General features: G+C 57.3%; 10 protein-coding genes and 1 pseudogene. 2 read left to right on the top strand and 9 right to left on the bottom strand.

The genetic code is table 11. The annotated features are described in order from the left end of the window. Nucleotides 1-76: 76 nt before the first annotated feature. From AK59_RS0122830 to glpE, 3 genes and pseudogenes are all read right to left on the bottom strand, one after another. Entirely contained in the window at nt 77-835 is a 759-nt protein-coding gene (locus AK59_RS0122830) for a DeoR/GlpR family transcriptional regulator (RefSeq protein ID WP_013099103.1), read from the bottom strand. 16 nt (nt 836-851) lie between these two features. After that, a pseudogene (gene glpG / locus AK59_RS01000000123975) lies at nt 852-1,681 on the bottom strand (rhomboid family intramembrane serine protease GlpG). Nucleotides 1,682-1,728: 47 nt separating this feature from the next. Next, on the bottom strand, nt 1,729-2,061 hold the full coding sequence (glpE, locus tag AK59_RS0122820; protein WP_014833569.1) for a thiosulfate sulfurtransferase GlpE: 333 nt from the start codon (nt 2,059-2,061) through the stop codon (nt 1,729-1,731). Between the two features lie 250 nt (nt 2,062-2,311). Between glpE and glpD the strand changes: the two genes are divergently transcribed. After that, nucleotides 2,312-3,820 (top strand): glycerol-3-phosphate dehydrogenase, encoded by a 1,509-nt coding sequence (glpD, locus tag AK59_RS0122815; RefSeq protein WP_013099107.1) that lies wholly within the window; start codon nt 2,312-2,314, stop codon nt 3,818-3,820. Between the two features lie 86 nt (nt 3,821-3,906). Here the strand turns inward: glpD and glgP are convergent, their stop codons facing one another. From glgP to asd, 6 genes are all read right to left on the bottom strand, one after another. Beyond that, nucleotides 3,907-6,354, bottom strand: a complete 2,448-nt coding sequence (gene glgP, locus AK59_RS0122810) for a glycogen phosphorylase (protein WP_013099108.1) — start codon at nt 6,352-6,354, stop codon at nt 3,907-3,909. An 18-nt stretch (nt 6,355-6,372) separates the two neighbouring features. Then, on the bottom strand, nt 6,373-7,806 hold the full coding sequence (gene glgA / locus AK59_RS0122805) for a glycogen synthase GlgA (RefSeq protein WP_029883896.1): 1,434 nt from the start codon (nt 7,804-7,806) through the stop codon (nt 6,373-6,375). Further along, nucleotides 7,806-9,101: a glucose-1-phosphate adenylyltransferase gene (glgC, locus tag AK59_RS0122800; RefSeq protein WP_013099110.1), complete on the bottom strand. Its 1,296-nt coding sequence runs from the start codon at nt 9,099-9,101 to the stop codon at nt 7,806-7,808. The genes glgA and glgC overlap by 1 nt, the downstream gene beginning before the upstream one ends. Then, entirely contained in the window at nt 9,094-11,091 is a 1,998-nt protein-coding gene (gene glgX / locus AK59_RS0122795; protein WP_029883895.1) for a glycogen debranching protein GlgX, read from the bottom strand. Before glgX ends, glgC begins: the two co-directional genes overlap by 8 nt. After that, nucleotides 11,088-13,274, bottom strand: a complete 2,187-nt coding sequence (glgB, locus tag AK59_RS0122790; RefSeq protein WP_023621440.1) for a 1,4-alpha-glucan branching enzyme — start codon at nt 13,272-13,274, stop codon at nt 11,088-11,090. The genes glgX and glgB overlap by 4 nt, the downstream gene beginning before the upstream one ends. A 239-nt stretch (nt 13,275-13,513) precedes the next feature. Continuing rightward, the gene (asd, locus tag AK59_RS0122785; protein ID WP_029883894.1) at nt 13,514-14,617 is read right to left on the bottom strand and encodes an aspartate-semialdehyde dehydrogenase; all 1,104 of its coding nucleotides are present in this window, start codon (nt 14,615-14,617) and stop codon (nt 13,514-13,516) included. 177 nt (nt 14,618-14,794) lie between these two features. On the opposite strand from asd, the gene yhgN reads away from it, so the two are divergent. Further along, nucleotides 14,795-15,388: an NAAT family transporter YhgN gene (gene yhgN / locus AK59_RS0122780; RefSeq protein ID WP_003861574.1), complete on the top strand. Its 594-nt coding sequence runs from the start codon at nt 14,795-14,797 to the stop codon at nt 15,386-15,388. The last annotated feature ends 95 nt before the right edge of the window (nt 15,389-15,483 follow it).

Here is a 15,483-nt window from a genome sequence, read left to right as displayed (position 1 = left end):
TACAGTAATATGGTCATGGTGGCATGACCATATTACTGGGGATCCCTCAGCCCACAGGGAGAGGGAGAAAGGCGTCTCAACATAACTCTAACTGCACATTATTATCTTTAATCACCTGCATCACGCCCGCCGGTGGCATCACATCGGTATAAACCGCATTTACCATGCTGATGCTGCCCATGTTGACCATCGCGTTACGGCCAAATTTAGAGTGGTCCACCACCAGCATCACGTGACGTGAGTTTTCAATGATCGCGCGCTTGGTGCGCACCTCGTGATAATCAAACTCCAGCAGTGAGCCGTCGCTGTCGATGCCGCTGATCCCCAGAATGCCGAAGTCGAGACGGAACTGAGAGATAAAATCGAGCGTCGCTTCACCAATAATGCCGCCGTCGCGGCTGCGCAGTTCGCCCCCGGCGAGGATGATGCGGAAATCATCTTTCTGCATCAGGGTATTGGCCACGTTCAGGTTGTTGGTCACGATGCGCAGGTTTTCGTGATCCAGCAGCGCATGGGCGACCGCTTCAGGCGTGGTGCCGATATCAATAAACAGCGTCGCCCCGTTGGGGATTTGGCTCGCCACTTTACGGGCAATGCGCTCTTTCTCTGCCGTCTGCGTGGCTTTGCGGTCATGCCACGAGGTGTTAACCGAACTGGACGGCAGCGCCGCCCCGCCGTGATGGCGCAAAATACGGTTTTGATCGGCAAGATCGTTCAGGTCGCGGCGGATGGTTTGTGGGCTGACGGCAAACTGTTCCACCAGCTCTTCGGTGCTGACGTATCCCTGTTTTTTTACCAGTTCGATAATGGCGTCATGACGTTGTGTTTGTTTCATGAAATATCCCTGGGAATTATGTTCGTTTTCGCGCATGGAGCGTGTCGGCAAACGCCATTGCCAGCCCGACGGCAAGCCCGGTGACGTGTGCACCATTGGCGATAGACATACCAAACAGATCAAACCATCCGGCAATTAGCCATATTAACGCAAAGGTTATCAATCCGCGCTGCAGATAAATGCCACTTTCGGGGTCGCGCTCGCCTCTGAGCCAGACATAGCCCATCAGGGCATACACCACGCCGGATAAACCACCGAACCACGGGCCGCTGAATTTATGCTGCACATAGCCGCTCAGCAGGGCGCTGATAAGGGTGATAACAATCAGCTTGCCGCTGCCCAGACGCTTCTCCACCGCGCCACCGAGATACCACCACCACAGCAGGTTAAAGAGAATATGCATCACCGAGAAGTGCATCAGCGCGTGGGTGAAATAGCGCCAGACGTCAAAATCGAGAGACGGGTCGTACGGCCACGCAAGCGCGATCATCACGCTCTGGTCGCCCACCACGTTCATAATGATGAAGACGATAATGCAGGCCGCATCAGTAGCAGCGTAAACGGACCTGCGCGCTCGCGAATGGTGGCAAGGAAGGGGAAGCGCCGATAGTGCAGTCCGCTCCCCGTCTGCCCCGACTGCCAGCTCGCGGCCAGATAGCGAGGGTCGCCGGGATTCTCAAGAAAGCGGGCCAGCTCCGCATTCACGCGATCGGCCTGGCTTTCATCCGCCAGCCAGACATCGGTTTTCGTGTGCTGCTGAACGGTCAGGATGATGCCCTGGGTTGCCATATAGTCGACAAACGCCTGGGCGACGCGCGGATTGGTAAAAGAGGTGATCATCAACATGGGCGGCGGTCGCTTATTTCCACACAAAAGGGGACAGTATAGCGGGATCAGCGCTCAAAAGCGTATTCCACTTCTGCCGGGAAATGACGATGCCAGGCATCGAAACCGCCGTCGACGCTGTAGACCGCATCATAGCCCTGCTGAATAAGGTACTGCGCCGCACCTTTGCTGCTGTTGCCGTGATAGCACATCACCATCACCGGCGTATCGAAGTCGTTATCGCGCATAAACGCGCCCAGCGTATCGTTGGTGAGGTGGAACGCACCCGGGGTGTGGCCCATCGCAAAACTCTGCGGATCGCGGATATCCACCAGCACCGCCGTTCCCTGGTGCATCTTCTGGTGGGCTTCTTCTACATTAATACATTCAAACTGATCCATGGTGTTCTCTTTCTGTTGTTCAGGTTGGGTGCGCTCTGATGCCCTCACCCCAGCCCTCTCCCACGGGGAGAGGGAGAAAAGTTAGTCGCACTATTTTACCCCGTAGTGTACGTCCTGGCGGCGGGTAAACGCCATTATGTTATCCATATCACTCTAAATTGTTTTTTTGATGTTACCAAAAGCGCGTTCCTTTGCTATTATGAGCGATATCGAACATTTCTGAGCTTTAACGAAAGTGCGTGAGGGTGTTATGGAAACCAAAGATCTGATTGTGATAGGCGGTGGCATCAACGGTGCCGGTATTGCGGCAGACGCCGCAGGACGCGGATTATCCGTACTGATGCTGGAAGCTAACGACCTCGCCTGCGCGACGTCGTCCGCCAGCTCCAAACTGATTCACGGTGGCCTGCGCTACCTGGAACACTATGAATTCCGTCTGGTCAGTGAAGCGCTGGCCGAACGTGAAGTGCTGCTGAAGATGGCACCGCACCTGGCCATCCCGATGCGCTTCCGCCTGCCCCATCGCCCGCATCTGCGTCCGGCGTGGATGATTCGAATCGGTCTGTTTATGTACGATCATCTGGGTAAACGCACCAGCCTGCCGGGTTCAAACGGTTTGCGTTTTGGCTCAGAATCGGTCCTTAAGCCTGAAATCGTGCGCGGTTTCGAATATTCCGACTGCTGGGTGGACGATGCGCGTCTGGTGCTGGCTAACGCACAGATGGTTGAGAAGAAAGGCGGCGAAGTGAAAACCCGCACCCGCGCCACCGCTGCGCGCCGTGAAAACGGCCTGTGGATCGTCGAAGCGGAAGACGTGGATACCGGCGAGAAGTTCAGCTGGAAAGCGCGCGGTCTGGTGAACGCCACCGGCCCATGGGTGAAACAGTTCTTCGACGAGGGGATGCATCTGCCATCTCCGTACGGTATCCGCCTGATCAAAGGCAGCCACATTGTGGTACCACGCGTGCACACCCAGAAGCAGGCCTACATTCTGCAGAACGAAGACAAGCGCATTGTGTTTGTGATCCCGTGGATGGACGAATTCTCCATCATCGGCACCACCGACGTGGAGTACAAAGGCGATCCGAAAAACGTCGAGATCGACGAGAGCGAAGTGAACTACCTGCTGAAGGTGTATAACGCGCACTTCAAGAAACAGCTGTCCCGTGATGACGTGGTCTGGACTTACTCCGGCGTGCGTCCGCTGTGCGATGACGAATCTGACTCACCGCAGGCGATTACCCGTGACTATACGCTCGATATTCACGACGTGGACGGTCAGGCACCGCTGCTCTCCGTGTTTGGCGGCAAGCTCACCACCTACCGTAAGCTGGCCGAGCACGCGCTGGAAAAACTGGCGCCGTACTACAAAGGCATTGGCCCGGCATGGACCAAAGGCGCGGTACTGCCTGGCGGTGATATCGGCGACAACCGCGATGATTACGCCGCGAAGCTGCGTCGTCGCTATCCATTCATTACGGAAGGCATGGCGCGCCACTATGCCCGTACCTACGGCAGCAACACGGAATTGATCCTGGGTGACGCGAAAGAGATTACCGACCTGGGCGAACATTTTGGCCACGAGCTGTACGAAGCCGAACTGCGCTATCTGGTGGAACATGAGTGGGTTCGCCGTCTGGATGATGCCATCTGGCGTCGTACCAAAGAGGGTATGTGGCTGAATGCCGAACAGCAGTCGCGTGTGGCGCAGTGGTTGCTGCAGCATGCGGGGAAGCGTGAGCTGTCGTTGGCGTCGTGATGTAAAAAAGCCGGGTGGCGGCTCCGCCTTACCCGGCCTACTCGATCCCGTAGGCCCGGTAAGCGCAGCGCCACCGGGCTTTGTTTTTACAACCGCACCGGATCAATATGCCAGATATTCTCGGCATACTCCTTAATGGTCCTGTCGGACGAGAAATACCCCATATTGGCGATGTTATGCATCGCGACGCAGGTCCACTTCTCCTGCTGACGATAAAGCTCGTCCACCCTGTCCTGACAATCCACGTAGCTGCGGTAATCCGCCAGCACCTGATAGTGGTCGCCAAAGTTAATCAGCGAATCCACCAGGTCCCGATAGCGCCCTGGCTCGTCTGGGCTAAACACCCCGGTGGCGATTTGCGTCAGCACCTGACGTAGCTCCTCATCCTCTTCGTAATACTCACGCGGCGAGTAGCCTTTCTTGCGCAGCGCCTCCACCTCTTCCGTGGTATTCCCGAAGATAAAGATATTTTCCGCCCCCACGTGCTCCAGCATTTCGACATTGGCCCCGTCCAGCGTGCCGATGGTCAGCGCGCCGTTAAGGGCAAACTTCATGTTACTGGTGCCGGACGCTTCCGTCCCGGCGGTGGAGATCTGCTCAGAGAGATCGGCCGCCGGAATGATCAGCTGCGCCAGGCTGACGCTGTAGTTAGGAACAAAGACCACCTTCAGCTTGTCGCCGATATCCGGATCGTTGTTGACCACCTTCGCCACATCGTTGATGAGGTGAATGATGTGCTTCGCCATGTAGTAAGCGGATGCCGCCTTACCGGCAAAGATCTTCACGCGCGGCACCCACTCCGCCGTCGGATCGGCCTTGATGCGGTTATAGTGGGTGATCACATGCAGCACGTTCATCAGCTGGCGCTTGTACTCGTGAATACGTTTGATCTGCACGTCGAACAGCGCTTTCGGGTTCGCCACCACGTTCAGATGCAACGCCAGCCAGACTGACAGACGTTTCTTGTTCAGCAGCTTGGCTTCTCGTACGGCTTTGTTCACCGCCGGAAAATCAATGTGCTGTTCAAGCTCGCTCAGCTGGCTGAGATCGGTTCGCCAGGTGCGGCCAATGTGCTCATCCAGCACCTCAGAAAGCGGCTGGTTTGCCAGCGCCAGCCAGCGACGCGGCGTGACGCCATTGGTCACGTTGCAGAAACGCGTCGGGAAGATCTTCGCAAAGTCCGCAAACAGCGACTGCACCATCAGGTTCGAGTGCAGCTCTGAAACCCCGTTCACCTTGTGGCTGATCACCACCGCCAGCCAGGCCATGCGTACGCGACGACCATTCGATTCATCAATGATAGAAGCGCGGCTCAGCAGGCCGGTATCGTTCGGATACTGCTCCTGCAGCGTCTTGAGGAAGTAGTCGTTAATTTCAAAGATGATCTGCAGATGGCGCGGCAAAATTTTGCCGAGCATATCCACCGGCCAGGTTTCCAGCGCTTCGCTCATCAGCGTGTGGTTAGTGTAAGAGAAGACCTGACAAGTCACCTCAAACGCATCGTCCCAGCTGAACTTATGCTCGTCGATAAGCAGACGCATCAGCTCCGGGATCGACAGCACCGGATGGGTATCGTTGAGGTGAATGGCGGTTTTTTCCGCCAGATTGGCGTAGGTCTTGTGCAGCTGATAGTGACGGCTGAGGATATCCTGAATCGTCGCGGAGACGAGGAAATACTCCTGACGCAGGCGCAGCTCGCGCCCGGAATAGGTCGAGTCGTCCGGGTAGAGCACGCGGGAGACGTTCTCGGAGTGGTTTTTATCTTCCACCGCCGCGAAGTAGTCGCCCTGGTTAAATTTACCCAAGTTAATCTCGCTACTGGCCTGCGCATTCCACAGACGCAGCGTATTGGTCGCATCGGTGTCGTAGCCCGGGACAATCTGGTCATAGGCGACGGCAAGGATCTCTTCGGTTTCCACCCAGCGGGACTTTTTCCCTTCCTGCTGAATACGTCCGCCAAACCGCACCTTATAGCGCGTATTGTGTCGTTTAAACTCCCACGGGTTACCGTATTCCAGCCAGTAGTCCGGGGACTCTTTCTGACGTCCGTCCACGATGTTCTGCTTGAACATCCCGTAGTCGTAGCGAATGCCATAGCCACGCCCCGGCAGGGCCAGCGTCGCCAGCGAGTCGAGGAAGCAGGCGGCAAGTCGCCCCAGGCCACCGTTACCGAGCCCCGGGTCGTTCTCTTCGTCAATCAGCTCTTCCAGGTCCAGCCCCATCTCTTCCAGCGCGGTTTTAACGTCATCGTAAATACCGAGCGATAACAGCGCGTTAGAGAGGGTACGGCCAATCAAAAATTCCATCGACAGGTAGTAAACCTGACGCGTTTCCTGCGACAGCTGGGCGCGGTTGGAGCGCAGCCAGCGTTCAACCATGCGGTCACGCACCGCAAACAGGGTGGCGTTGAGCCACTCGTGTTTGTTGGCGATGACCGGATCTTTCCCGATGGTAAACATCAGCTTATAGGCGATAGAGTGCTTCAACGCCTCAACGCTGAGCGTGGGGGAAGAGTAGCTAAAAGGAGCGTTCATATCAGTAACTTCGCCTCGTTACATCAAGCGTTGATAGAGATCGCGGTATGACTGCGCCGCAACGTGCCAGCTAAAGTCCATGGACATCGCCTGACGTTGAACGTAACGCCACAGCGACGGACGGGACCACAAGACGAAAGCACGCCGAATCGCCCGAAGCAGCGACCAGGCATTACTGTCCTCAAAGGCAAACCCGCTGGCGATACCGTCCGCCAGGTTTTCCAGTGAGCTGTCAGATACCGTATCCGCCAGCCCGCCCGTGCGTCGCACCAGCGGCAGGGTGCCGTACTTCAGGCCGTAGAGCTGCGTCAGGCCGCAAGGTTCGAAACGGCTCGGCACCAGAATGACGTCCGCGCCGCCCATGATCCGGTGCGAGAACGCTTCGTGATAGCCAATCTGCACGCCCACCTGCCCCGGGTGTTCCGCCGCTGCCGCCAGGAATCCTTCCTGCAATACCGGGTCGCCCGCGCCGAGCAGCGCCAGCTGTCCGCCCTGCTCCAGCAGACCCGGCAGGGCCTCCAGCACCAGGTCCAGCCCTTTCTGGCTGGTCAGACGGCTCACCACCGCAAACAGCGGCACTTTGTCGTTGACCTTCAGCCCCATCGCAATTTGTAACTGGCGTTTGTTTTCCGCTTTGTCTTCCACGGAATCACGGCCATAGCGGGCCGCGAGCAGCAGGTCGGTCTCCGGGTTCCAGATCTGTTCATCGACACCGTTAAGGATCCCCGACAAACGCCCTTCACGATGGCGCTGACGGAGCAACCCTTCCAGGCCGTAGCCGAACTCCGGCTGCGTAATTTCACGGGCGTAGGTCGGGCTCACGGCCGTGATGTGGTCGGCATAGTAAAGCCCGGCCTTCAGGAACGAGATCTGCCCGTTAAACTCCAGCCCGTGCATGTTATAGAACGACCATGGCAGATCGATGTCATTCATGTGATGGGCGTAGTACATGCCCTGATACGCCAGGTTATGCACCGTAAAGACCGATTTCGCCGGATGGCCGCGCGCCGCCAGATATGCCGGAGCGAGCCCCGCGTGCCAGTCGTGTGCGTGCACAATGTCCGGGCGCCAGAACGGATCCAGCCCTACCGCCATTTCAGCCCCAACCCAGCCGAGCAGCGCAAAACGCAGCACGTTGTCGGTATAGGCAAACAGGTTCGTATCGTGATACGGGCTACCTGGTCGGTCATATAAGTGCGGCGCGTCGATCAGGTAGATGCCCACGCCATTGTAATGTCCATACAGCAGGGTAATGCGTCCGGCGAAGGTGTCACGGCGCGTCACCACCTTTGCATCGGGAATGCCGCGCCGGATATCCGGGAAGGCAGGCAGCAGAACTCGGGTATCGACTCCGCCGGCGATCTGCGCCGCGGGTAATGCACCAAGAACATCCGCCAGGCCGCCCGTTTTTAACAACGGGAACATCTCAGAACATACGTGTAAAACCTGCATCATCGCTCCTGTTTGATCTGCAGCTTCCGCAACATTTCCCGTGTGACTAACACGATCCCCTCTTCAGAACGGTAGAAGCGACGTGCATCTTCTTCCGCGTTTTCACCAATCACCATTCCTTCAGGAATGACGCAGGCACGGTCGATCACGCAGCGACGCAGACGACACGAACGCCCGACCCAGACATCCGGCAGCAGCACCGCCGAATCGATATTACAGAATGAGTTTATACGCACGCGCGGGAACAGCACCGACTGCACCACCACCGAGCCGGAGATAATGCACCCACCAGAGACCAGCGAGTTCAGCGTCATGCCGTGGCTGCCGGAGCGGTCCTGAACGAATTTCGCTGGCGGCAGGGATTCCATATGGGTACGGATCGGCCAGTTCTGGTCGTACATATCCAGCTCAGGCGTGACGGAGGCCAGATCGAGGTTGGCTTTCCAGTACGCTTCCAGGGTTCCCACATCGCGCCAGTAAGGTTCCGCATTCGGATCTGACTGCACGCAGGACAGCGGGAAAGGATGTGCATAGGCCATGCCAGCTTTGGTAATTTTCGGAATGATGTCTTTACCGAAGTCGTGGCTGGAGTGTTCGTCTTTGTCGTCTTCTTCCAGCAGCTCATAAAGGTAATCTGCATCAAAGACATAGATCCCCATGCTGGCGAGCGATTTGGTGTCATCTCCCGGCATGGTTGGTGGGTTGGCCGGTTTTTCAACGAAGTCGATAATTTTATCGTCCGCGTCCACGTGCATCACGCCAAACGCCGTCGCCTCGGCAACGGGCACCGGCAGACACGCCACGGTGCAGCGCGCCCCTTTCTCGACGTGGTCGATGAGCATGTGGGAGTAGTCTTGCTTGTAGATGTGATCCCCGGCGAGGATCACAATGTACTCCGCGTTGTAGCGGCGAATGATATCGAGGTTCTGGGTCACCGCATCAGCGGTGCCGCGGTACCAGTTTTCACCGTGAACACGCTGCTGGGCAGGCAGGAGATCGACAAACTCATTCATCTCTTCGCTGAAGAATGACCAGCCGCGCTGAATATGCTGCACCAGGGTGTGCGACTGATACTGCGTAATGACGCCAATGCGGCGAATACCTGAGTTCAGGCAGTTGGACAGTGCAAAATCGATAATTCGGAACTTACCACCAAAGTGAACAGCCGGCTTGGCGCGCTTGATGGTCAAATCTTTAAGACGGGTTCCGCGCCCGCCAGCGAGGATCAGGGCAACCGTTTTTAAGGGGAGCTGGCGTGCCAACATTAAGGGATCGTTCTTCTCTAATCTAACCATGACTAACTCCTTTTTTATCATCTTGGAATACGCACACTCCGTGCGCAGGCCCGTGCCAGACAGCCATTACTACCGGATTATCCGCTCCGGCAAAGGGGGGAACGGCGCGCCATTCCCCGTCAGGTAAAACAATCTCAGCGACGTCATCCGTCGCGTTCAGCGTAACCAGCCAGCGATCCGAAAGCAGGATCTGCAGGCGCGGTACGCCGTGTTGCCACTCTTGCGCGCTTAACGGTTGCGCGTCTTTATTCAGCCAGCGAACGTTGCCGTCGCCCTCCTCCCACCAGCGGTTGGCGGTGAGCGCGGGGATCTGCTGACGAAGGTGGATCAGCGCCGCGGTAAAGTGGATCAGGCCGCTGTTCGCTTCTCCCCAGTCGAGCCAGGTTAAGGTGTTGTCCTGGCAATAGGCGTTGTTGTTACCGTGCTGGCTGTGGCCATGTTCATCCCCTGCCAGCAGCATCGGCGTGCCCTGCGACAACAAAAGCGTCGTCAGCAGCGCATGCACGCTGGCGCGTCGCCGCTCAATAACATCCAGACTTCCGCCTAACCCTTCTATACCATGATTAAAGCTATGGTTATTGTTAGTGCCATCGCGATTCTCCTCGCCATTTGCCTCATTGTGTTTCTGATTGAAACAAACGCAGTCCCGGAGCGTAAAACCATCATGCGCGGTCACCAGGTTGACGGTAGCAGACGGTCGTTTGCCATCACGTTTAAACAGATCGCTGGAAGCGGCAAAGCGTCCGGCGAACTCCCCCAGCGACAGGCTTCTCTCCAGCCAGAAGCGGCGTACGGCATCACGATAGTGGTCGTTCCATTCGGCAAACAGCGGCGGGAAGTTCCCCACCTGGTAGCCGCCTTCACCAATGTCCCACGGCTCGGCAATCAGTTTCACCCGCGAGAGCACCGGGCAGTTTTTGATCGCCTCAAACAGCGGCGCCTGCTGGCTGAACCCCGGCGTGCGCCCCATCACCGGCGCCAGGTCAAAACGAAAACCGTCGACGTGGAACGTTTCCACCCAATATTTCAGGCATTCATACGCAAAATGCGTCACCGCCGGATGGCTGAGGTTGAGCGTGTTACCGCAACCGGTCCAGTTGTGGTAATCACCATCCTCTCTGATCCAATAATAGCTACGGTTATCAATTCCGCGCATGGAGAGCGTCGGACCGTCGAGATCGCTTTCCGCGCTGTGGTTCAGCACCACGTCCAGAATCACTTCGATACCGGCCGCATGAAGCGCTTTCACCGCATCACGAAACTCGTCCCGCGCCTTGTCCGGGTGGACGGCGTAGCGGGGGTCGAGCGCAAACATCGCCAGCGGGTTGTAGCCCCAGTAGTTGCTCAGGCCCAGTCGCTGCAGGCGAGGCTCGCTGGCGAAATGGGCGATGGGCAACAACTCCAGCGCGGTGATCCCGAGATGTTTCAGATAGGCGATCATGGTCGGATGGCCGAGCGCCTTATAGGTGCCGCGCATCTCTTTGGGAATAGACGGATGGAGATAGGTCAGCCCTTTTACATGGGCCTCGTAAATCACGGTGTTGCCCCACGGCGTGCCCGGCGGGGCATCGTCTTCCCAGTCGTAGCGATCGCCCACCACCACGCTTTTTGGGGCCACGTGGGCGCTGTCGCGGTGGTCTGGTTCCCCGTAGCCGACGTGGAAAATCGGGTCGTCTTTAAACTCGCCTTCCACGCGGTGGGCGCAGGGGTCAATCAGCAGCTTTGCCGGGTTAAACCAGTGCCCCTGAGCAGGCGCCCAGGGACCGTGAACGCGAAAACCGTAATGCATCCCTGGCCGCCCACCGGCCAGGTAACCGTGCCAGGTATCCCCGGTGCGCGCCGGTAAATCGTAACGATGTTCGTTACCTTCCCCATCAAACACACAGAGTTCGACCCGCTCCGCGTGAGCAGAAAAGAGGGTGAAATTCACACCCTTTCCGTCAAAGCTCGCCCCGAGCGGTTCGGGTTTACCTGCCGTAAGCTGCGTCATTCGCCCTCCCGCACCAGCCAGATGGTACCGAGCGGCGGCAGCGTCAGGCTCAGGGAGTTGGGGCGCCCGTGGCTTTCGATGGCATCACTCTGGACCAGTCCGCCGTTACCGGCGTTACTGCCGTGGTAATGCATGGAATCGGTGTTGAGGATTTCGCGCCATTTACCGGCCTGATTAATGCCAAAGCGGTAATGATGACGTGGAACCGGCGTAAAATTACTGGCAACGATAATCTCGTTGCCCGCTTTATCCCGGCGCACAAAGACAAATACCGAGCGCTCATGGTCGTCCACCACCAGCCACTCAAAACCGTACGGATCGAAGTCCAGCTCGTGCAGTGCTTTATGGTGGCGGTAGGTCAGGTTCAGATCGCGGACCAGCCGCTGCACGCCGTGGTGCCAGTTGTCAGCGCCCTCCAGCAGATGCCAGTCGAGGCTGGTATCGTGGTTCCACTCCCGCCCCTGGGCGAACTCGTTGCCCATAAACAGCAGTTTTTTGCCAGGGAAGGCGAACATCCAGCCGTAGTAGGCGCGCAGGTTGGCAAACTTCTGCCACGCGTCGCCCGGCATGCGGTCGAGAATGGATTTTTTACCGTGCACCACTTCATCGTGCGACAGCGGCAGCATGAAGTTTTCGGTGTAGTTGTAGAGCAGCCCGAAGGTAAGCTTATCGTGATGATACTGGCGATAAACCGGGTCGAGCTTCATGTAGTCGAGCGTGTCGTGCATCCAGCCCAGGTTCCACTTGTACCAGAAGCCCAGGCCACCCATTGACGGCGGACGGGAAACGCCCGGGAAGTCGGTGGACTCTTCCGCCATCGTCACCGCGCCCTCGACCTGCTCGCCAATAATGCGGTTGGTGTTGCGCAGAAACTCAATCGCTTCCAGGTTCTCGCGACCGCCATACTCGTTCGGGATCCACTCGCCCTCTTTGCGGCTATAGTCGCGATAGATCATCGACGCCACCGCATCCACGCGCAGGGCATCAATGCCGAAACGCTCGATCCAGTAAAGCGCGTTCCCGACCAGGTAGTTCGCGACTTCACGACGACCGTAGTTGTAGATCAGCGTATTCCAGTCCTGGTGATAGCCTTCGCGCGGGTCGCTGTGCTCGTACAGTTTTGTGCCGTCGAACTCGGCCAGCGCAAAATCATCCGACGGGAAGTGGCCCGGCACCCAGTCAAGAATGACGTTTAGCCCGGCGGCGTGTGCGGCATCAACGAAATAGCGGAAGTCGTCGCGCGTGCCAAAGCGGCGCGTCGGTGCGTATAACCCGGTGGGCTGATAGCCCCAGCTTCCGTCGAACGGGTGCTCGTTAACCGGCAGCAGCTCCAGATGGGTAAAGCCCATCCATTTGGCGTACGGTACCAGCTGGTCAGCCAGCTCACGATAGCTCAGCCAGAAATTGTCATCGGTGTGGCGACGCCAGGAGCCGAGATGCACCTCATAAACGGAGATTGGCGCGTCGAAGCGGTTAGCCTGCTTGCGCTCTTCCGTCTGGACCACCTTCTCCGGCAGGCCGCAAATAAGCGAGGCAGTATTCGGGCGCAGCTCCGCTTCAAAGGCGTACGGGTCAGCCTTAATGCGCAGCTTGCCGTTGGCATCGATCATCTCAAACTTATAGAGCTGACCGTTATGCGCGCCGGGGATGAACAGCTCCCAGATGCCGGTTTCCCGACGCAGGCGCATGGGGTGACGACGACCGTCCCAGTAGTTGAACTGCCCGACGACGGAGACGCGCTGGGCGTTTGGCGCCCACACGGCAAACCGCGTGCCGGTAATACCATCCATGGTATCCGCATGGGCACCCAGCGTTTCATAAGGCCGCAGATGGGTACCTTCGGACAGCAGCCAGGCATCCATCTCTTTTAAGAGCGGGCCAAAGCTATAGGGATCGTCAATCAGGTTTTGCTGACCGTGCCAGATGACGGCAAGCTGATAACGAAAGGGATTTTTACGACGGGGCATGACGCCCGAGAAGAAGCCACGTGAGTCGAGGCATTCCAGATTACCCACCTTGCGGCCGGTTTTGGGTTCGATGACCCACACTTCTGTGGCATCCGGTAACAGCGCGCGAACTTCCAGCCCGGCCTCTGTACGGTGCATCCCTAGCACAGAAAAGGGGTCGGCAAAATGACCCGCAATAAGCGCATTAATCACGTCTCTCGAAATACGATCGGACATGGTATTCATCCTGTTTTTTTATGTCGCCCTTTTTATTCGCTCCGGGACGACTTTTAATGTGACCTAAACGGTGCAGCTCATCCTCTCTGCCCCGCCCTACCCTCAGGTGAGAAATAAATCTTCCTTAAAGCATAGCCAACGACGAGGTTCCTCCTGATAAAAAATAAGACATCTGCGTTTTACTCCATGTAGTACGCAAAAAAAGGGGGTGAAAATCACCCCCGGTAGTTAACAAATTATTACGCCAGCTGGCGCAGCATGCGGCGCAGCGGCTCTGCGGCACCCCACAGCAGCTGGTCACCCACGGTGAACGCGGAGAGGTACTCTGGCCCCATGTTCAGCTTGCGCAGACGGCCAACCGGCGTGGTCAGCGTGCCGGTGACGGCCGCAGGCGTCAGTTCGCGCATGGTGATATCGCGATCGTTTGGCACCACTTTCGCCCACGGGTTGTGTGCGGCAAGCAACTCTTCCACGGTCGGAATAGACACATCTTTTTTCAGTTTAATGGTGAAGGCCTGGCTGTGGCAGCGCAGCGCGCCGATACGCACGCACAGACCGTCAACCGGAATGGTGTTCGCGGTAGCGAGGATTTTGTTGGTCTCCGCCTGACCCTTCCACTCTTCACGGGTCTGGCCGTTATCCAGCTGTTTGTCGATCCATGGGATCAGGCCACCGGCCAGCGGTACGCCAAAGTTATCTACCGGCAGTTCGCCGCTGCGGGTCAGCTCGGTGACCTTACGCTCGATATCGAGGATCGCGGACGCCGGATTTGCCAGCTCGGTCGCAACGCTCTGGTGCAGCTGGCCCATCTGGGTCAGCAGTTCACGCATGTGACGCGCACCGCCGCCGGATGCGGCCTGGTAGGTCGCCACGGAGACCCACTCAACCAGGTCCTGCGCGAACAGGCCACCGAGGGACATCAGCATCAGGCTGACGGTGCAGTTACCGCCGACAAAGGTTTTCACGCCGTTGTTCAGGCCGTCGGTGATCACGCCCTGGTTCACCGGGTCGAGGATGATGATGGCATCGTCTTTCATACGCAGCGAAGAGGCCGCGTCAATCCAGTAGCCCTGCCAGCCGCTTTCACGCAGCTTTGGATAGATTTCGTTGGTATAATCGCCGCCCTGGCAGGTCACAATAATGTCGAGTGCCTTCAGCGCTTCCAGATCGTAAGCATCCTGCAACGTCCCTGTGGTACCACCAAAGGACGGTGCAGCCTGGCCGAGCTGGGAAGTGGAGAAGAAGACCGGGCGGATAGCGTCGAAATCGCGCTCTTCAACCATGCGTTGCATGAGTACAGAGCCGACCATACCGCGCCAGCCGATAAAACCAACGTTTTTCATAGCATTTGTTTCCTGCAGAGGGTGTGTGCTGTTTGTGCAAGCCAGTATTGAACTGGGATATGCTTCACATTACAAAATGCTGCCAAAGTCGCAAGCGAAATTAATCGATGATTGCCCGGCAATCAGAAAAAGAGCTAATCATCCTAATAACCATAGAGAAATTCAGGGCTAATTTACATGAGTGAAATCATTTCTGCGGCGGTTTTATTGATCCTGATAATGGATCCACTGGGAAACCTGCCGATTTTCATGTCGGTGCTGAAGCACACCGAACCCAAGCGCCGCCGGGCGATCATGATCCGCGAGCTGCTTATCGCCCTGCTGGTGATGTTTATCTTCCTGTTTGCCGGCGAAAAAATTCTCGCCTTCCTGAATCTGCGTGCCGAAACGGTTTCCATTTCCGGCGGAATTATTCTGTTCCTGATTGCCATTAAGATGATTTTCCCGAGCGCGGAAGGCAGCAGCAGCGGACTGCCTGCGGGTGAAGAGCCGTTTATCGTACCGCTGGCGATCCCGCTGGTCGCCGGGCCGACCATTCTGGCCACATTGATGCTGCTGTCGCATCAGTATCCCAACCAGATGAGCCATCTGGTGATTGCTTTGCTGATTGCCTGGGGCGGAACGTTCATCATTCTGCTGCAATCGTCGCTGTTCCTGCGCCTGCTGGGCGAAAAAGGGGTCAATGCGCTGGAACGCTTGATGGGGCTGATTCTGGTGATGATGGCGACGCAGATGTTCCTGGACGGGATCCGGGCGTGGATGAAGGGCTAGGTAAAAGCAAAACGGCAATCTTAGATTGCCGTTTTTAGTGGTTGCTCCCTCTCCCCGTGGGAGAGGGCCGGGGTGAGGGCATCAGGCCGCACCCC

This window comes from Enterobacter sp. T1-1, from assembly GCF_000710795.1.
In the GTDB taxonomy this organism is placed as follows: domain Bacteria; phylum Pseudomonadota; class Gammaproteobacteria; order Enterobacterales; family Enterobacteriaceae; genus Enterobacter; species Enterobacter cloacae.
Note: the sequence above shows the minus strand (reverse complement) of the source record. Positions and strands in the feature narration are given on the sequence as shown.